The following is a 19195-nucleotide window of genomic DNA, read 5'->3' on the forward strand; positions in this document are numbered from 1 at the left end:
TTGCCGGCCTAGCCGAGAACGAAGCCCGCGCCAGGAACACCGCACCCCGCTGGCCATCATGCGCGAGGTCCTGCGCGAGCCCATGCTCGCCCTGCTGCTGGTCGGTGGCGGCATCTATCTCCTGCTGGGCAACCTGCACGAGGCGCTGATCCTGCTGGCCTTCGCCTGCGCCTCCATCGCCATCACCGTGATTCAGGAAACCCGGACCGAACGGGTGCTGGACGCCCTGCGTGACCTGACGAGCCCCCGGGCCCTCGTCATCCGTGACGGCACGCGAAAGCGCATTCCCGGCCGCGAGGTGGTCCGGGGCGACCTCATCGTGCTCGCCGAAGGCGACCGGGTCCCGGCCGATGCGCTGCTGGTGCGCGCACAGGACCTGCTCGCCGACGAATCCCTGCTGACGGGCGAAGCCGTCGCCGTGCGCAAATCCGTCGCGACCGCGGCGTCCCCCACGGCCCGGCCGGGCGGCGACGACCAGCCCTTCGTCTATTCCGGCTCGCTGATCGTGCGCGGCAGCGGCATCGCCGAAGTGCGCGCCACCGGCTCGGGCAGCGAGATCGGCCGGATCGGCCAGTCGCTCCGCATGCTGGAGACCGAACCACCACGCCTGCGCGCCCAGACGGCGCGCCTGACCCGCCTCTGCGCGATCGGCGGCGGCCTGGTCAGCGCCCTCGCCCTGGTGCTGTACGGCACATTGCGCGGCGGCTGGCTCGACGCGGTACTGGCCGCCATCACGATCGGCATGAGCATGCTGCCGGAGGAATTTCCGGTCGTGCTCACCGTATTCATGGCGATGGGGGCATGGCGCATTTCGCGCGCCCGCGTGCTGACCCGCCGCGCGGCGGCCATCGAAACCCTCGGCTCGGCCACTGTCCTCTGCACCGACAAGACCGGAACCCTGACCGAGAACCGCATGTCGATCGCCGAACTGCGGACAAGCGACGGCGAGACCATGGCCCCGCCCGCATCCCTGACGGCCCTCTCTCCGCAGGCACAGGCCCTGGCCTTCCACGGCCTGCTGGCCAGTGCCCCCCAGCCGTTCGACCCGATGGAAACCGCCTTCCACGATTTCGCCCGCACCTCCCCGCCTGAACGCCCGCCCCCGACGCAATCGGGCTGGACCCTCGCACGCACCTACGGCCTGCGCCCCGACCTGCTGGCCGTCACGCAAATCTGGCAGCCCGATGCCGCACGGCCCTCCTGCGTGGTCGCCGCGAAAGGCGCGCCGGAAGCCATCGCCGCACTCTGCCATCTGGACGACACGCACCGCACCGCCATCAGCCAGGCCCTCGACGCCATGGCCGCCAGGGGTCTCCGCGTCCTCGGCGTCGCCAAAGCCTCCTATGAAGGAATGGATTTTCCCGAAACGCCGCAGGGTTTCACGTTCCAGTTCCTCGGCCTCGTCGGCATTGCCGATCCCCTGCGGCCAAGCGTGCCGGATGCGGTGCGCGACTGCCGGTCGGCCGGCATCCGCGTCATGATGATCACCGGCGATTACCCGGAAACCGCCCGTGCCATCGCAGGCGCGGCCGGGATCGACAATGGCGCAACCATCCTGACCGGCGCCGCCATCGAAACGCTGGCCGAGCCCGCCCTGCGGGAACACCTCCACACCGCAACCATCTGCGCCCGCATCATGCCGGAACAGAAGCTGCGGATCGTGCAGGCCCTGAAAGCCGGCGGCGAGACCGTCGCCATGACGGGCGACGGCGTCAACGACGCGCCGGCACTGAAAGCCGCGCATATCGGCATCGCCATGGGCGGACGCGGCACCGATGTCGCGCGCGAGGCCGCCGCCATCGTCCTGCTGGATGACGATTTCAGTTCCATCGTCACCGCCATCCGGCTGGGCCGCCGCATCTACGACAATCTGCGCAAGGCGATGGGCTTCGTCTTCGCCGTGCATGTGCCCATCGCCGGCCTGGCATTGCTGCCGCTGGTCCTGGACTATCCCCTCATCTTCTCCCCGATCCACATCGCCTTCCTGGAGATGATCATCGACCCGGTCTGCACCATGGCCTTCGAGGCCGAGACCGAAGAAGACGACGTCATGCGCCGCCCCCCCCGGCCGCCCGCCGAATCCCTGTTCTCGCGGCCGCTGATCGTCTGGAGCCTGCTCCAGGGCCTGCTGGTCCTCATCCTCGTCGGCGGTCTCTTCCTGTTCGCCACCCAGCGCGCCATGCCGGCCGAAGAAGCGCGCGCCCTCACCTTCGTCTCGCTGGTGCTCTCGATCGTCAGCCTGATCCTCGTGAACCGGTCGTTCAGCACATCCCTGGTCACGGCCATAAGGCGACCCAACGCCACCCTGCTCTGGATTCTCGGGACGATGATCACCGTCCTCCTATCCAGCGTGCTCGTACCGGCCATCCGGAACCTCTTCCGCTTCGCCCCCCTGCATTGGCACGATCTGGGCCTGAGCATCGGCGCGGCGGCCACCGTGCTGGTCGTGCTGGAAATCGCCAAGACCTTCTGGCGCGATCGCTTGAGGTTCTGAAAGCGCCGTTTGCAAAATCACCCTGCCGACGCAGCCAACTTCATCGAACTGCCTCTGAAAGGCCCACGCAGGAACGGCCTCGCCCCCGCATCACCATCAGACCTGCGTCACCATTTGATCCGCATGCCGGCGGTCAGCGCGGCGGTCCCGACCGCGCTGCCGGTATTGGTCTCCCGATGGCCGCCGAACATGTTGATCGTCAGGTCCATGCCGGGCACGCCCTTGACGGGATAGGCAGCGGTCACGGTCCGCCCCGTCTCCATCGGCACGGGGCTGGCATTGCTCTGCTCGATATCGAACGGCCCCACATGCCCCGTCCCGCCCGATGCCGGCGGCGCCAGCGAATATGTCGGGGCGGTCACGGAATACCCCGATCCCCCGGCCCCCATTCCGCCCCCCGCCGCCGCTCCGGCATGCCCGGCCCCGAAAGCTCCAGGCACGGCAGGCTGAGACGCGGCAGGCTGGGGCGCCGCCATTGTCGGCGTCGGCGGCATGAAATAGGATGCGGCCGGCGCACCGGATGCAGGACGCCCCGCCGTCGCCATCGCGACGACGACCCCGATGCGAAAGAACGGCCATCGCCCCTCCGCCACGCCATGGAGCGACGGGACAGGCCGGCCTTCTCTCCGCAAGGGCAGTGTCATGCGCATGGGCAGGCATCCAGGCTGTAACATCCGCGCAACATGCCGCAGGAAAGCGCAGGACCTGAAATCAGGAATTGCAACCATCCCCCGGCCCACGACACAAAGCGTTATTCCGGCACAAGGACGATCTCTCCTGCGCCGGTCACTCCCGCCCGAAACCACGCCACCGCCCGGCCATCGGCCCGCTTGACAGAAAATCCCCCACCGCTCCAACGTCCTGCAATGTTTTCCGAAGCGCGGACGATGACAGATCAGGACACCTCACCACAGGCCATCCCCGATCGGGAGCCCCCGGTACAGATCACCCATCTGCGCAAGGTGCTCGGCGGCCGTGCCATTCTCGACGATCTCAGCCTGACGCTGCGCCCGGGCGAGATCGCGGCCCTTCTCGGCCCCAACGGCGCCGGCAAGACCACCCTGATCGGCTGCCTGCTCGGCCTGCTCTCGGCCGATGCCGGCACGGTGCGGCTGTGGGGCGAGGACGCCTCCGCCCTGCGTGCCGAAACCAGGGCACGCATCGGCTTCGTTCCCCAGACCATGACCGGCTTTACCTGGTTCCGCGTCGGGGAACTGATGGCCTATCTGGCCGACTACCGCGCCCGCCCCAACGACACCGAAGACCGGACATGGGAGGAATGGGCCGCCCTCGACCCCAACGCGCGGATCAAGACGCTCTCGGGCGGCGAGCGCCAGCGGCTGGCGATCGTGCTCGCCTTGCGCTTCTGCCCCGACCTGATCGTGCTGGACGAGCCCGTCGCCAGCCTCGACCCGCAGGCCCGCTACGATTTCATGCGCCTGCTGCCGGCCTATGCGCGGCGCACGGGTGCCAGCGTACTGATTTCCTCGCACATCATCTCCGACCTTCAGGACATCAGTGATCGCGTCATCATGATGCGCCATGGCCGGATCATGCTGGACATGACGGCACCGGACATCGCCGCCACCGTCCGCCGCCTCTCCGCGCCGCCCGAGACGGAATGGGGCGTCGACATCATCGCCGACCAGGGCGCGGACGGTGTGTGGGTGCGCGGCTGGCATCCGGCGCTGGACGACGCGGCGGCCGGCGCGGGCAACATCCTGCTGCCGGGCGATGTCGAACGGCTGTTCCTGGCCCTGACCCGATAACCGCCCGATGAACGACACGCTGCGCGCGCTCCGGCTCTACGCCTCGCCGGTCTTCTTCCGGGAAAACCCCACCCTGATCTCGGCGGCGGTCTATCTCGCCATCACCGCCTTCAACCTGGCCCATCCGTCACGCACCCATCCCGCCGGCATCCACGATATCGGCCTGTTCTGGTGGATGGCGCAGCAGGGGCTGTTCACCGGCCTGTCCTGCCAGTACTGGCGCCAGGTACGCTCGCCGCTGGCAGCCATGTATCCGCGCCTGATCGCGGCGGAATACCGGGCGATCCACGTCATGCTCGTGCTGGGCCTGCTGCTGCTGGCCGTGCCCGCGCTCATCCTGGGTCTGCCGCTACTCAACGTGCTGGCGCTGGAATCCGTCAATCTCGCCCTCAGCACCGGCCGCGATCTGGCCGGACCGAAAATCCTGCGCCCCCGCCTGCGCAAAATCCGCGCAGTCATCGTGTTCGGTCTGTTCTTCATGTTCCTGAGCCCCACGATGCAGGATACTCTGATGCGGGCGCCATGGTTCCTGGCCCTGGCCCTGCTGGCCACGACCCTATTGGCAACGCTGATCGAACTGCATCACAGCCCCTTCGCCCATCCCGACACCCCGGCACCCGCCCCCCCCCCGACCGGACCACAAGCCGCCGAATGCCGTCTTCCGCAGCCTGAAGCACGCGCTGATGTGGCAACCGCCCCCTCTGCGCCGGGTTCCCCTGCCCAACGGCCTGGCCTCGGGCAGTCCACTGGGAATGCTGGCGCAGTCGGCCGTCACCCTGATCGTGTTCACGACCTTCGTGGTGCTGATCAACGCGATCAGCAGCCTTCACGCCCCCACGCTTCATCTGGTGTGCACCGCCGCCACCGCCACGCTGGGCCAGGTCGCGATGCTCGGTGCCGTGCCCCTCCCCAACTGGATGTTGTCGCGGCGCGACTGGCCGTTCCTGCTGTCGCTCGGCCCGTTCGGCGCGCGGGCGGATTTCACGCGCGCCCTCTATCGCGCCCATGCCGGCCGCGCCGTGATGGCCGGCACGATCCTGGGCTTGTTCGCCGCCGTCACCGTCACGCTCCTCGGCACGATGCCACCGTTGCGCGCGCTGGCGGCAGGTCTCGCGCTGGCCGCTGTCATCGTCGGCGGCAGCTACCTGCCCAGTCTGGCGGTCTTCTCGCCCCTGACCAATCGTCCGGGGATCATCCTGCTGCTGTCGATGCTGGGCAGTCTGGCGGGCATCCAGATCTACACCACACTCCTGTTCGCCGGGTCCCCGGTGCCGCCATTGGCCTGGGCACTCCCCGTCATAGCCGTCGCCTTCGCGCTGGTGATGGCCCGCCTGGCCCCCCCCGCGCCCTGGCCCGAGCCGACTGGCCCATCGAGCCGCCGGCCCTCTGACAGCCAGGCCCCATCCACTCCCAAAGGTCATAGAAATTTAAAGTGCTCTCTCTTCCAGATAAATTATGCTCACCCCACAAAACAGCGACACCGGAAAATGGCGCCATATGAAAATACTGGTCGCGCCAAACGGAAGAACGTGGAATCAGAACAGCAGGGATTTTTTTCAATATTTCGGATTCTTTGAAAAAAATACCGATTTCATTTCCCATTCCGTCCAAAATCTCGGCTTTGCCACCATAGAGACATTTGCAACCTATACACGCATCTGCTTCCAGCCCGCGTCATTCGCAATGGCCTGCCTGCAACGGGTCATCGAAATCCTCCTGACACGACCGCATGCCCGCATCGTCCTGGAGCGTTTCGGATCATGCCCCGCACCACTGGAAGTTCTGCAAAACCGCAACGACGCCATTGCCCGCCTTCGCACCCTCCAGAGCGCAACACAGTCCGACCGTGACGCCCCAGCGGCGCCCACCATCATTCCCCTGTCCCTGGATCGCCTCGGGGATGCAAAGCGCGCCAGCCTGCAAACGGCCCTGACCGCCTGGCGCGAAGCCCGCCACCATACGACGACACGCAACGTGGCCGACATCGCCACCAGCCCGGTATTCGGCGGCGGCGGCCTGGCCTGGATACCGGGCCAGGACCGCTGCCAGATCGCGGCATGGCCGCGCACCTACGAGACATATAGCGGCCAGTCCCACGACGATCTGGTCGGCCGCGACATCAGGGACCTCCCCGACGCCGCCTACATGCTGCCGACGACCCGCGCCTTTTTCACGGCGGCATCCAGCCAGGAGCCCCGCCTGGACCTGATCGAGGCCCGCATGACAAGCGCCGACGGCAGCCAGTTCTGGTGCCGTTACGAGCGACTGGTCCTGCCCTGGCGCGCAAGCCCTTCGGACATGTTCGTCTGCTCGGTACCCCTGGTCAGGCTGGTCCGACGCATCTAAAGGGTATTCTCTACTGTCATGCGTGCCCGGTTCGGCAGTGCGGAATGACGCGCGTTCGGAACGCCGCCTCCCTCTGACATATCAGACGGTAGCCACCCCATCTTGGAACTGACGGCACAGCGCGTGCAGCGTCACTCTATTTCAGAGCCTGGCCAACAACGCGCGCTGGCGGCAATCCAACCCGCATACCCGGCCAGGCTCTCAGGATGAGCCAGATTTTCAAAAAGAATGGCGGACAATCATACCCACCATTCGATGAAGACCCGGAAGACACAGTACCGACATCGTGCGCGCGCGTCAGAAAACCTGAAGCGCAGGTGCCCTCTTCGGGCGAGAAGCGGGCTGACCGGGCCGTTCACGCACATGGCCCAATTCGAAACGGCCGACGAGCTTCTGAAGTTCTCCGCCCATCATTGCCAGATTATGGCTGGCAGCGGCACTCTGTTCCGCCACGGCGGCGTTCTGCTGGGTGGTCTGTTCCATGCTGGTCATCGCGAGATTCAGTTCGCTGATACTTGTTGCCTGATCCTGGGCCGCCGTCGCGATGTTGGACACCAGCCCGCTGATTTCCTCTACCTGGCTGACAATCCGATGCAGGACCTCGCCGGTTTCCCGTACCGCGCCGACCCCGTCTTTGACCTGTAGCGCGGAACTGGCGATCAGGGCCGAAATCTCCCTGACCGCCTCGGCCGAGCGATGTGCCAGATTACGGACTTCCGTCGCCACAACCGCAAAGCCACGCCCCGCATCCCCAGCCCGCGCAGCCTCCACGCTGGCATTGAGCGCCAGAATATTGGTCTGGAAGGCAACCCCGTTGATCATCTCGACGATACCCGAGATTTCGCGCGATGACGCATCGATCCGAGACATGGCGTCAATCGCTTTGCCGACGACAAGGCCCGCCTGTTTGGCATCGTTCCGGGACGTGTTGACAACCGTGTGCGCGTGCGTGGTCTCTTCCGTCGTCTTCTGGACGCGCTGGGTGATCTGCGTCAGTGCTGCCGACGTTTCCTCCAGAGTGGCGGCCTGCTGTTCCGTGCGCCGCGACAGGTCGTCGGCGGCCGTGGACAGTTCATGCGTGCTGTTGCTGATGCTGTAGGCCGAGCCTGACACAGACCCGAAAGCACCAGACAGTTGCGCAATGGACTCGTTGAAGTTCTCGCGCAACGGTTCCAGACTGGCGGCGAAACGGGTCCCGATCTGCACCGAAAGATCACCGCGAGACACTCTTTGCAGCCCATCGGCCAGGCTGTCGGTTGCCGTCTGCAACTGGCGGGCGGCTTCCTCCGCGCGCTCCTGCGCGGCCTGCCGCTCGGCTTCCTGCTGACGGCGCAATGCATCAGCTTCTCTCTCCAATCGGGTCTTGTCGATCGCGGCCAGACGGAACACATCCACCGCATCCGCCATGGCGCCGACTTCGTCGTGTCTGCCCGTATACGGAACCTGTGTCGCCGTATCGCCGCCGGCCAGGCCGCGCATGGACTGGGCAATCACAGGAAGCGGTCGCAGCATCCGTTTGATGATGACGCTGGTCGCAATCACGCAGACCAGGATGACGAGACCCGCCATCAGGATCAGGGTCCAGAGAAATCTGTTGATCGTGGCAGCGACCTTCTCCTGCTTGAGCGCGACATCCAGGCTTCCGAGAATTTTCCCGGTTGGCGAGAAGATCGGATAATAAACAACCCTCAGCCTCTCTCCCGCCACGACGACTTCACCCTCTGCGGGTTGCCCCTGCACCAGAGATTTGTAAACTCCGCTGTCGGGGTCGAGCGGCGTGCCGAGAATGCGCTGACTCTCTCCACCTTTGTCGTCCGCATCGCTGACCATGCGCCTGATGAAGCTACGGCCCTTTTCGTCGACGACAAACAAGACGGCCCGCCCCCCCCAGAACGCGGACCATGGCGTCCGTCATGCGATGATCATCATAGTGTGAGGGCAGGCTTTCAGCCGTGATCCGTTGAACCGCTCCGCTGGCGTCCCATGCGACATGGACCCCTGGCATATCGCGTTCAAAGAGGCTGACCGCCGCACGCATATTGGCGTGGAGTGAATCCTGCACGGATTGCTGCATCTCGTTACGCACAAGATGCGTAATGGTCATGACAATCGCAATGGAACAGACAACAAGGGAAAAACAAACCATGGCAATATTCTTGCCAACAAGTCCAAATCTCAGCATGGCAAGGAAATCCTTAATTCGTTCTTATTTTCGTGAGGATTGGTAATAAAATTCAGAATGTACTGACCCAACATCTATGCAGCACATCTTCTTGATTCATTGAAATACAAATACCACTATATTTTGTTAATCTCAATATATTCTGGAAAAGACATAAAAATATATAAGTCTCTCACGCATCACATGCCAGACAGAATTAACTTTTTCCTAACGATTATAAGCTATAGTCGAAATGTCGATGTCCATGATCGACACAGGCCAGTTCGACAGTACAGATCATGCCGTCACTGTTCCGCACCCCCGCACACCGGGACAGGACACGGGACAACCAGCCGCCATTCTTCGTTTGATACGTCAGAAGAATAAGGCTTCCGAACGCGCATCATCCAGTATTACCGAACCAATCGCGCACGAAAGTACAGAACACCTTCCAGAACCTATCCACCGAAAACCGATGCGACGGAACTGCTCCAGTTTGTTGTTTCCGCAAGCCGCTTCACCCGTTTGAATGCACGCATTCAAACGGGATCGGCCCTAGCTCGGCAGCCCCGTCCCACCCGTGCTGGGGTGCATCATCGCCTGATGCCGCGTCAGGGCCTGGGCCACCCGCCGCGAATCCTCGGGCGCCAGCGCCAGCCCGACCGGGCCATAGGCCGGGTGCTGGAAAGCAATCAGCGATCCCTCGCTCAGCGCCTCGGGCTGCACCGCCCAGTTGGTGCGCAACACCGGCACCACCGGCACCCCCTCGATCGGCGGCGGCGGCATGGCCTCGACCATCGCGCTGCGAACCGTGCCCAGGGAGGTAATCAGTTCGCTCAACTGCTCCAGCGTAAAGGCAATCGTGCCCTCCACCCCGCTGCCATCGAGAAACGCCAGCGTGGCCGTCCCGCGATCATCGGACAAGCTGACCTGCATGCGCGCGCTCATTTCGACCTCCCCACCTCGTCACCGGGCAGGATACCACACCGCGCAGCGATCCCGGCACACGGACGAAGCAGACCGACCGATTCCACCCGGCCCGCCCGCCGGTCCGGACACAGTCAGGCGTGAAGCGGCCCCGCCCACACCCACCAGCCGGGCCGTTCCACCGCCGCCTGCGCGTCCTGGGCCGCCTGCGGCGAGTCGAACAGCGCAAAACAGGTCGCGCCAGAGCCGCTCATGCGCGCCAGCCGGCAGTCGGGCACGCCCTCCAGCACATCCAGCACCGTGCGGATCGTCGGGCAGATGGCACAGGCCGCGTCCTGAAGATCATTGGTCAGACCTGAAAGATCCCGCACCATCGCCGCCACGTCGGGCCAGGCGGAAGGCAGGCTTGCCGCCGGCGTGAAGACCGGCGCCCGCGCGCGGAACACGGCGGGCGTGGAGACCGCCTCGCCGCAATTCACCAGCATGATCCCGCAGGCCGGCAGGGCGGGCGCGGGGTCCAGCCGCTCGCCGATCCCCCCCATCCGCGCGGCGCGCTGGTCGATGCAGACAGGCACATCCGCCCCCAGTTCGGTCGCCAGCGCCATCAGCCGCTCGCGCGGCACATTGCCGGGCCACGCACGCAGCAGCAGCCGCAGCGCCGCCGCCGCATCGGCCGACCCGCCACCGATGCCCGAGGCGACCGGCAGCATCTTGTCCAGCACCACATGCACCGGCTCCAGCCCGTCGGTGCCGCCGATTTCCGCCCGCAGCAGGCGCGCCGCACGCAGGATCAGGTTGCTGTCCGCATCGGCCACCAGTCCGGCGCCGAAGGGGCCGGTGATATCCAGCGAGACCGCACCGGCCGCGCCGTGGCCGGGATGCAGGGCCAGCATGTCGCCCACGCCGGTAAACACGGCCAGACTATCCAGCAGGTGATAGCCGTCCGGCCGACGGCCCGTTACGTGCAGGTAGAGATTGATCTTCGCGTGCGCGGATTCGTACAGGGTCCCTGTCACGGGCATTTCAGTCCTTCTTCTGGCCCGACGGTGCCTGAACGGGCGGCTCGCCCTGATGGACCGAACGCGCCGCATCCGCAAGGGCGGCGCTGATCCGCCCGGCATCGGCCGGATCGCTGGCCGGCAGCCCCTGGGCGAAATGCCACTGGTTGACGGCCTCGCGCAGCCGGCCGGACTCCTGGTAGGCCACGCCCAGATGGTAATTGACCGCCTGGTCCTCAGGCGTCTGTTCCGCCGCACGTTCCAGCATCACCACGCCCTCGGCCACATGCCCCCGCCGGACCAGCGCCCAGCCCAGACTGTCGCGGATCGCGGCGTTCTGCGGCTCCAGCGCCACGGCCCGGCGCAGCAGAGACTCGGCGCGGGGCAGGTCCCGCCCCTGCTGCACCAGCGAATAGCCCAGATAATTCAGCAGCAGCACCTCGTCGGGCGCCAGGGTCAGCGCGTGCTCCAGGTCGGCCTGCGCCTGCGGCCAGCGGTCCAGCCGGTCATAGGCGGCGGCGCGGCCGAACAGCAGCGGCCAGTCCGCGCCCGTCAGATGACCTGTCGCCGCGATCGCGTGGCTGTAGGACGCTTCGGCCCCCTGCCAGTCCTGCCGGTCCGATTGCAGGTCGCCCAGCGTCTGCCAGATCCGCGGCTGGCCGGGCTGGGCGGCCGTCAGGCGCAGCAGCGCCGCGTTCGCCTCATCCCACCGCCCGGTGGCGGCATCGAGCCGCGCGCGCTGAAGCTGGATGACCGAACCCAGCGGATCGTCCGGCACGGCGCCCGCCAGCGTGTCGCGCGCCGCAACCGCCTGGCCGGCTTCGTATTGCAGCGCCGAGAGCATCAGCCGCGCCTGTCCCACCGCCGGGTCCAGCCCCAGCGCGAAACGCAGCATCATCATGCGCATGTCCCGCAACCCGCCATCATGGGCCAGCCGCCCCGACGGATCGGCCATCCGCGCCACCTCCTGCCCCACCAGCCCGGAGAGGAAGGCATAGGCCTGCGCGATCCCCTGGCACGGCGCGGCCGGCGGGGCGCGGTCCATCGCGGCCAGGATACCCTGCCGAGACAGCGCCAGGCCGGGCGCCCCGGCGAGCAGCCCGTCGACCAGCCGCTCCGCCTGCGCGCGCTGCCCCTGGCCCACCAGCCAGTGCCCCAGCGCCAGCACGGTAAACAGGTCATGGCCCGCCGCCGGGGTGGCCAGCGCCGCGCGCGCATACCGGGCAGCCCGCTCGGGCCTGCCGCCGGCCTGGGCGATCAGCGCGGCATGAACGGCGTAATACCCCCCAAGGTCGCGGTCGGCCACCAGCGGGTCGAGTTCGGCCAGCGCGCGCTCGCCCTGGCCGGCTCCCAGCAGGGTCCAGGCCGTCAGCAGCGGGCGGATGGTCGCCAGCAGCGGGTCCTTGCGCACCCGGTCGTAATGCGCCTGCGCATCGGCCCAGTGCGCGGTCCGCACCGCCGCATTGCCCATCACCAGTTCGGCCAGCGCCTGGCCCGGCAGGCGCCCGGCCAGCGCGACAGCCGAATCGTCGCCCGCGAGGGCACTATACAGAAAGGCCCGCCGCAGCAGGGCCGGTTCGCCGGGCGCAAGCTGCGCCGCCTGACGAAACGCGCGCGCCGCCACTCCATCGTCGCCTTCCAGCGCCGCGACGGTGCCCACCAGGTATGGCCCGTCAATGCCCTCCGGCCAGGGCACGGGCACGGGTTTTACGGCCGGCGCGGACTGGCCGGCCCCTTCCCGCGCATGGAGGGGGCCGGCCGGCGCCGCCAGCGCCAGAAGAAACGCGCAAAAGGAGCGGAAACGCTGCATGATGGCGGACCCTACCGCGCGTGGGGTAAAACTGCCAAACCCCAGTTCGCCGGTCCTCCCTCCGGCGGATCGACCACCGCGCGGAAGGCCCGGAGAGCATGATGGACGCACTCGCCCTGCTGCGGCTTTATGGCGAATGGGGCGCCGACACGGCGCTGGACGACACGCCCATCGACTGGCTGGCGCGTCCCGCCCCCGCCGCGCCCCCACCGACCGCTCCCTCTCCGTCCAGACCCTCCGATGCCGCGCCGCGCCACCCCGCCACGCGCACCCAGCCGGGAGCCGCCACCACCGCCCCCACCACGCCGGAACCGCGCCGCGCCCCTCCCCGACCCGCCGCTGCCGGCGAAGACGGCGTCCCCCTGATCGACCGCGCGGTGCAGCAGGCCACCGAAGCCGCCGCCGCCGCGCACACGCTGGCGGCGCTGCACGCGGCCATGGCCGGTTTCACCGCCTGCTCCCTGCGCGATACCGCAACCCACACCGTCGCCACGCTCGGCGAGGCGCCGGGCCGCCTGCTGCTGATCGGCGAGCCCCCCGACGCCGCCGAGGACCGCAGCGGCATCCCCTTCGCCGGCCCGATGGGCGACCTGCTGGACCGCATGCTGGCCAGCATCGGCCTCGCGCGCGCCGACATGCTGCTGGCCCCGGTCATTCCGTGGCGGCCGCCGGGCGAGCGCCCGCCTTCCGCCACCGAACTGCGGATCTGCACCCCGTTCCTGCACCGGCTGATCGTGCTGGCCGCGCCCCGAAAAGTCATCGCCATGGGCAACATGCCCGCCCGGCTGCTGACCGGCGATACCACCGGCATCGCCCGCCTGCGCGGTCGCTGGCGCGACATCACGATCCCCGGCCAGGCGGCCCCGATCGCCCTGCTGCCGATGCGCCATCCCTCGCAGATCGGCGCCAGCCCCACCGCCCGACGCGATGCCTGGAAAGACCTTTTGTTGCTGCGCACAACGCTGGATCACGACAAGGTCACAGACTGAAACAGTAAGTAAATCCAGTCCGGTGGAACTTTGTCCGGATTGTGGCAGACAGCCGGGTGACTGCACGCAATACACGTTTTATTCACCTACGAATTCACACCATAAAAGGCCGTTTTAACGGCTGTTTAACCTACCCGAGCGGAACGCTTACTATGGGCTCGCGTTCGAATATGGTTGCTTTCTGCCACCATAGCCTTTAGAGGCCCGTCGGCCATGCGAGGGATAACCCATACACCCCCACAGCGTGCGGTTCGCGCCTTTCTGGCCGGAGCCGCTTTTCTGGCCGGTGCGCTCGGTCCGCTTCGTGCGTCCGGCGCCACGGTGCAGCCCGGTGACGGCCATCCGTCGGGCAGCGAGGAGCGGAACGAGGAAACCGCCATGGCGCTGCCACGGATCACGCCCCCCGGCGGCGGTGCGGTCGGGCTCGCCCGTCCCCTCGCCCCCGACGACGCCGCGCGCGTCCGCCGCATCTTCACCCTGCAACATGCCGGGTCGTTCGACGCGGCGATCCAGGAAACCGCCAATCTGCGTGACGACACGCTGCTGGGCGACATCCTGGCCGACCGCTACCTGAACCCCGGCTATCACGCCGCCGCCGGCCAGTTGCGCCTGTGGCTGCACACCTATTCCGCGCTGGCCGACGCGCCGGCGATCCATGCGCTGCTGGCCGGCCTGTCGCCGCGCGGCACCGCCCTGCCGCCCGCCCCCGCCGCCACGGCGCTGGCGGCCGGCACGGGCGCCGCCCCCGTGCGCCTGCCGGAGGAAGACGACCCCGCCAGTCGGGCCTTCACCCGAAACCCGCTGCTTGACCGCACGGTGCGCGAGCGGTCGGAACAGGGCGCCAAGGGCGCCCGCAGCGCCCTGCACCTGATCCGCATCACCCCCGGCCTCAGCCCCCTCTACGGCGCGCAACTGCGTGCCGAGGTCGCCATGGCCCTGTTCAGCGCCGGCGATACCGCCCTGGCCATGAAAACGGGGCAGGATGCCTTTCTCGAATCCTCGGGCCGGATCGGCCTCGCCGGCTATGTCGCCGGCCTGGCAGCGTGGCGGCGCGGGCGCGCCGATATCGCCGCCCCGCTGTTCGAAGGCGCCTCCCGCGCCGAACTGACCGCCGCCAGCGTCCGCGCCGGCGCCGCCTTCTGGGCGGCCCGCGCGCACCGCAACACCGGCGACCTGGCGGCATGGCGGCCCTGGCTGCACCGCGCCGCCGCCACCCCACACACGTTCTACGGCCTGCTCGCCGCCCAGCTCCTGGGCCTGCGCCCCACACGGGGCGCCGGCTCGGCCGCCACCGACAGTGCCCAGCCCGACAGTTCTCAGCCCAGCGGCGCCCACCTGGCCGACGACCGGGCGATGCTGCATGCCGGCGCGCTGGTCATGGGCGAAATCGACGTGGAAGCCGTGGCGGCAACGCCGGCCGGCCGGCGCGCCTTCGCGCTGCTCCAGGTCGGCGAGACCGCCCGCGCCGAAGCCGCCCTGCGGCGACTATGGCCCGATATCCAGGGCGACGCCGCCCTGTGCCGCTCAGTCCAACTCGTGGCCGACGCCGCCGGCCTCAAGGGCCTCTCAACCCAGCTTGCCTCGCTGCTGGCCACCCAGGCCGGTGGCCAGGCCAGCCCGACCAGCCGACTGCCGCTGCCGCGCCTGGCACCGGGCCACGGCTTCCGCATCGACCCGGCGCTGGTCTATGCCCTGACCCGGCTGGAATCGAATTTCGACAGCGGAGCCGTCTCGGGTGCCGGCGCCCATGGGCTGATGCAGCTCATGCCGGTCACCGCCAGCTTCGTGACCGGCCAGACCGGCCGCTTCGTCGCCTCCCCCGCCCTGCTGCACAACCCGGCGGTGAATCTGGAAATCGGCCAGCTCTACATTCTCTATCTGGCCCACCTGTCCGAGCAGCATGACGAACACCACCGCACGCCGGGCGGCGACCTGCTGCGGCTGCTGGCCAGCTACAATGCCGGCCCCACCGCCATCGCCCGCCAGGACGATCCGGACGAGTATAACGACGACCCGCTGCTGTTCATCGAGTGCCTGCCCAGCACCGAGACCCGGGACTATGTCCGCCGCTCGCTGACCTATCTATGGCTCTATGCCGACCGGATGGGCCTGCCCACCCCGTCGCTGGAAACCCTGGCCCGCAACGAATGGCCCGCCTTCGCCGCCGAACGCGACCTCGCCACCCACCCGGTCCATACGATCCACTGAAACATCCCTGCGCCACGTACCTCCACGAGCCGACCGGTTTGCGGCCGTCAGTGTGGACTGGCGAGCGAGAGCGGCCCAAGGGGCCGCGCCCGGCGCGTGTCCGCGCGCACCGGAGCAGAGCGGCCGATCTAGCCGCAAGCACCAAAGCATAGCGGACGCCCGCCCGATCGCCGCCAGCCCACGCTGACGGGCCGCAAACTCAGTTCTCCGCCAGCACCTGCCGGCTGGCACGCACCTTCAGCACCCGGCGCTGGTCCATCTCCAGCACCTCGAACAGCCAGCCGGAGAAGGCGATCTTGTCCCCCACCGCCGGCACCCGGCGCAGCAGCGCAAGGACCAGCCCGGCCAGCGTGTGATAGCTGCCTTCGTCCGGCAGGTCGGCCAGGCTCAACCGGTCCTTCACCTCGTCGGCCGGCATGAAGCCGTCCAGGATCAGGATGTCGTCCTGCGCGAAGCGCTCCTTGGGCGTGCTGCCCGGCTCGTGATGCTCGCCCACAATGGCCTCGAACAGGTCCGAAGCCGTCACGATGCCCTCGAACGACCCGTATTCATCCAGCACCACGGCAATGCCGAGCGGGATCGAACGCATCCGCTCCACCATGTCGAAGGCCGAAAGCGTGTCCGGCACCACCACCGGCTTGCGCAGCACCGATTCGATCGAAACCGGGCGCCCGTCCAGCATCCGGTCCAGCATGTCCTTGGCCAGAATCACGCCCACCGGATTGTCCACCCCGCCCTCGCACACCACGATGCGCGAATAGACGGTATTGCGCAGGGTGCGGCGCAGTTCTTCCTGGCTGGCCCCCCGCTCGATCCAGAACAGTTCGTTGCGCGGGGTCATGATCGCACGCACCGGCCGATCGGGCATGCGCAGCAGGCGCTCGATCATGTCGCGCTCCTCCTGCTCCAGCACGCCCGACTGCGCGCCCTCGGCGATATAGGCTTTCAGTTCCTCTTCGGTCAGCGCCTCGCGCGTCGCGGCCTCCACCCCCATCAGCCGCAGCACGAGGTTCGACGACCACCCCAGCAGCCACACGGCCGGGCGCGTCACCCGCGCCAGCCCTTCCAGCAGCAGGGACAGCCGGGCGGCAATGATCTCGGGATGGCGCAGCGCGATCTGCTTGGGCACCAGTTCGCCCAGCACCAACATCAGCGAGGTGATCGCCACCACCACGATGGTGATCGAAAGCTCTCCGGCAAAGGGACGCAGAACCGCGAAGCGTGCCAGCCACGGCGTCAGCGCGCCCTCGATCTGCGTGCCGCCGAACGTGCCCTCCAGAATCGAGACGAGCGTGATGCCGACCTGCACGGTGGGCAGGAAGCTCTGCGGATCGTCGGCCAGGCGCAAGGCCCGCTCGCTGCCCTTGACGCCGGCACGCTGCATGATGGTCAGGCGCGCCCGGCGCGCCGAAATCAGGGCCAGTTCCCCCATGGCGAAAACGCCGTTGACGAGAACGAGGAGAAGAATGACGGCAATGGACGTGATCATGATGCCGCGCACTCTAATGCGGCATCGGCAAAACCTGAATACGACAATGGCGGGACCAGCCGGCCCCGCCATTCATTATCGCCCGAAAAAGGATACCGCGATCAGTCGGCGGCGTCGGCCGCGACAACCGGGGCGGAGGCAGGCGCATCCACCACCGTCACGCGCGGCGGCTTGGCCGGCTTCTTGGCGGCGGCGATTTCGGCCATGCGGGCATCCACATGCTGGGTAAAGACGTATTCGGCCGGGCGCTGGTTGGCCAGCGAGATCTCCGGCACCATCGGCTTCTCGGTCTCGGGCCCGAACAGCGCGACCTTGGCGATGTGCCAGGGGCGGCGCACCGCATCCATCACCGCCGTCGATTCATAGCCGGAATGGACCATGCAATCGGCGCATTTCTCGTAATTGCCGGTGCCGTAATCATCCCACTTGGTGTCGTCCATCAGCTCCTGGAACGTCTTGGCATAGCCCTCGCCCAGCAGGTAGCACGGGCGCTGCCAGCCGAAGACGTTGCGCAACGGCTTGCCCCACGGCGTGCAGTGATACTGCTCGTTGCCGGCAAGGAAGTTCAGGAACAGCGGCGACTGCGTGAAGCGCCACTTCTTGCCCTTGCCCAGGCGGAAGACGTCGCGGAAAAGCTGTTTCGTCTTCTGGCGGTTCAGGAAGTGCGCCTGGTCCGGCGCGCGCTCGTAGGCATAGCCCGGCGCGGTCATGATGCCGTCCACGCCCATGGCCATCACTTCGTCGAAGAAGTTGGCCAGACGCTTGGGGTCGGTGCCGTCGAACACGGTGCAGTTGATCGACAGGCGGAAGCCACGGGCCTTGGCCTTCTTGATCGCGGCCACGGCGCGCTCGTACACCCCGTCCTGGCAGACCGAGGCGTCATGCATCGTCTGGTCGCCGTCCAGATGCACATCCCACGAGAAGAAGGGCGACGGCTCGTAGTCGTCCATCTTCTTTTCGAGCAGCAGCGCATTGGTGCAGAGATAGACGTATTTCTTGCGCGCGATCAGGCCCCGGATGATCTCCGGCATTTCCTTGTGCAGCAGCGGCTCGCCACCCGCGACGGCGATGACGGGCGCACCGGCCTCGGTGTCCGCATCCAGGCATTCCTGCACGCTCATGCGCTGGTTCAGGATCGCGGCGGGATAATCGATCTTGCCGCACCCGGCGCAGGCCAGATTGCACCTGAACAACGGCTCAAGCATCAGAACGAGCGGATAACGCTTCCGTCCCGTCACATGCTGCTTCACGACGTAGGCGCCCACCCGGACAGCCTGCATAATAGGAACGGCCATGAACCCTCTGCTCCTGCGCCGGCATGGAGCCGGCCTCTCTCAAATCATGTGGCTTGTATTATGGACACGTCCACGCAGCAGATAACAACCCGGCACGATCATAGCCGTGCACGAAAGACATAGCGAGGTTGCGGACATGCGACGCCACGATCCCGTTCCGGGGGGTATAGGACAGATCGACTCTTATACTCAATTCCCATCACATGCACTGTGACCAAATGACCACAGTGGGGAGGAAGAGTCTGTATTTGCTTCCCCCACGGGAGTAGAAACCGAACTGTAACAGACCGGGGGGCGTTACGATCGCCCCGCTCGGACACGTCGCAAGAACAGATATGGACCGGACAGGGCCGCCCCCGGCCCATGATCCGGCAAGCACAACGGACGTAATCGTCATGAACCAGTCCCCGCCTCCCCCCTCCACCGGCACAGCCGGGACCGCCGGCGCCGGCCAGATGGGCGCCGAGCCCGCGGGGCAGGTACCGACGAAGGGCCGCTTTCCGCTTCTGGACCGTGTCAGCGCGCCGCGCGACCTGCGGAACCTGTCGGTGGACCAGTTGCGCCAACTGGCCGAGGAACTGCGGGCAGAGACGGTCGATGCGGTCTCGACCACGGGCGGCCATCTGGGCGCCTCGCTGGGCGTGGTGGAACTGACGGTGGCGCTGCACGCGGTGTTCGACACGCCCGACGACCGCATCATCTGGGATGT

The 19195-nt window shown here is 67.2% G+C and carries 16 protein-coding genes; 7 read left to right on the plus strand and 9 right to left on the minus strand.

Annotated elements, in window-relative coordinates; all coding sequences use genetic code 11:
- Positions 1–58: 58 nt before the first annotated feature.
- Complete coding sequence (locus C7453_RS16985; RefSeq protein WP_114729204.1) at positions 59–2494, plus strand: cation-translocating P-type ATPase; 2436 nt, start codon at positions 59–61, stop codon at positions 2492–2494.
- Positions 2495–2601: 107 nt separating this feature from the next.
- Here C7453_RS16985 and C7453_RS19550 read toward each other — a convergent pair whose 3' ends face one another.
- Positions 2602–3144 (minus strand): hypothetical protein, encoded by a 543-nt coding sequence (locus C7453_RS19550; RefSeq protein ID WP_114729206.1) that lies wholly within the window; start codon positions 3142–3144, stop codon positions 2602–2604.
- A 237-nt stretch (positions 3145–3381) separates the two neighbouring features.
- Here C7453_RS19550 and C7453_RS16995 point away from each other — a divergent pair, with 237 nt between their 5' ends.
- The gene (locus C7453_RS16995) at positions 3382–4263 is read left to right on the plus strand and encodes an ABC transporter ATP-binding protein (protein WP_114729243.1); all 882 of its coding nucleotides are present in this window, start codon (positions 3382–3384) and stop codon (positions 4261–4263) included.
- 90 nt (positions 4264–4353) lie between these two features.
- On the opposite strand, the gene C7453_RS18765 is transcribed toward C7453_RS16995, so the two are convergent.
- A complete protein-coding gene (locus tag C7453_RS18765) occupies positions 4354–4599 on the minus strand; it encodes a hypothetical protein (RefSeq protein ID WP_147280876.1) in 246 nt (81 codons plus the stop codon).
- A gap of 347 nt (positions 4600–4946) precedes the next feature.
- Here C7453_RS18765 and C7453_RS17005 point away from each other — a divergent pair, with 347 nt between their 5' ends.
- Together C7453_RS17005 and C7453_RS17010 are read left to right on the plus strand one after the other, a co-directional pair.
- Positions 4947–5840, plus strand: coding sequence for a hypothetical protein (locus C7453_RS17005; RefSeq protein ID WP_114729211.1), 894 nt, complete (start codon positions 4947–4949; stop codon positions 5838–5840).
- A 106-nt stretch (positions 5841–5946) separates the two neighbouring features.
- Entirely contained in the window at positions 5947–6609 is a 663-nt protein-coding gene (locus C7453_RS17010; protein ID WP_245949124.1) for a hypothetical protein, read from the plus strand.
- 297 nt (positions 6610–6906) lie between these two features.
- Here C7453_RS17010 and C7453_RS17015 read toward each other — a convergent pair whose 3' ends face one another.
- From C7453_RS17015 to C7453_RS17030, 5 genes are all read right to left on the minus strand, one after another.
- Positions 6907–8481 carry a methyl-accepting chemotaxis protein gene (locus C7453_RS17015; RefSeq protein ID WP_114729215.1) on the minus strand — a complete coding sequence of 525 codons (1575 nt, stop codon included), beginning with the start codon at positions 8479–8481 and terminating at the stop codon, positions 6907–6909.
- Positions 8453–8791: a hypothetical protein gene (locus C7453_RS18770; protein WP_147280877.1), complete on the minus strand. Its 339-nt coding sequence runs from the start codon at positions 8789–8791 to the stop codon at positions 8453–8455. Before C7453_RS18770 ends, C7453_RS17015 begins: the two co-directional genes overlap by 29 nt.
- 534 nt (positions 8792–9325) lie before the next feature.
- Positions 9326–9718: a hypothetical protein gene (locus tag C7453_RS17020; RefSeq protein ID WP_114729217.1), complete on the minus strand. Its 393-nt coding sequence runs from the start codon at positions 9716–9718 to the stop codon at positions 9326–9328.
- Positions 9719–9831: 113 nt separating this feature from the next.
- On the minus strand, positions 9832–10719 hold the full coding sequence (locus C7453_RS17025) for a 4-(cytidine 5'-diphospho)-2-C-methyl-D-erythritol kinase (RefSeq protein WP_114729219.1): 888 nt from the start codon (positions 10717–10719) through the stop codon (positions 9832–9834).
- A 1-nt stretch (position 10720) separates the two neighbouring features.
- The gene (locus C7453_RS17030; protein WP_114729221.1) at positions 10721–12505 is read right to left on the minus strand and encodes a tetratricopeptide repeat protein; all 1785 of its coding nucleotides are present in this window, start codon (positions 12503–12505) and stop codon (positions 10721–10723) included.
- Between the two features lie 98 nt (positions 12506–12603).
- Between C7453_RS17030 and C7453_RS17035 the strand changes: the two genes are divergently transcribed.
- Both C7453_RS17035 and C7453_RS17040 read left to right on the plus strand, forming a co-directional pair.
- Entirely contained in the window at positions 12604–13494 is an 891-nt protein-coding gene (locus tag C7453_RS17035; RefSeq protein WP_170143268.1) for a uracil-DNA glycosylase, read from the plus strand.
- A 213-nt stretch (positions 13495–13707) separates the two neighbouring features.
- Entirely contained in the window at positions 13708–15702 is a 1995-nt protein-coding gene (locus tag C7453_RS17040) for a lytic transglycosylase domain-containing protein (RefSeq protein WP_114729223.1), read from the plus strand.
- 199 nt (positions 15703–15901) lie between these two features.
- On the opposite strand, the gene C7453_RS17045 is transcribed toward C7453_RS17040, so the two are convergent.
- Both C7453_RS17045 and hpnH read right to left on the minus strand, forming a co-directional pair.
- The gene (locus C7453_RS17045; protein WP_114729246.1) at positions 15902–17191 is read right to left on the minus strand and encodes a hemolysin family protein; all 1290 of its coding nucleotides are present in this window, start codon (positions 17189–17191) and stop codon (positions 15902–15904) included.
- A gap of 101 nt (positions 17192–17292) precedes the next feature.
- On the minus strand, positions 17293–18486 hold the full coding sequence (gene hpnH / locus C7453_RS17050) for an adenosyl-hopene transferase HpnH (protein WP_114729225.1): 1194 nt from the start codon (positions 18484–18486) through the stop codon (positions 17293–17295).
- Between the two features lie 455 nt (positions 18487–18941).
- Between hpnH and C7453_RS17055 the strand changes: the two genes are divergently transcribed.
- Positions 18942–19195 (plus strand): 1-deoxy-D-xylulose-5-phosphate synthase N-terminal domain-containing protein (locus C7453_RS17055; RefSeq protein ID WP_281271512.1); only part of this gene is annotated, 254 nt, incomplete at its 3' end.

The organism is Gluconacetobacter liquefaciens (genome assembly GCF_003350405.1).
In the GTDB taxonomy this organism is placed as follows: domain Bacteria; phylum Pseudomonadota; class Alphaproteobacteria; order Acetobacterales; family Acetobacteraceae; genus Gluconacetobacter; species Gluconacetobacter liquefaciens.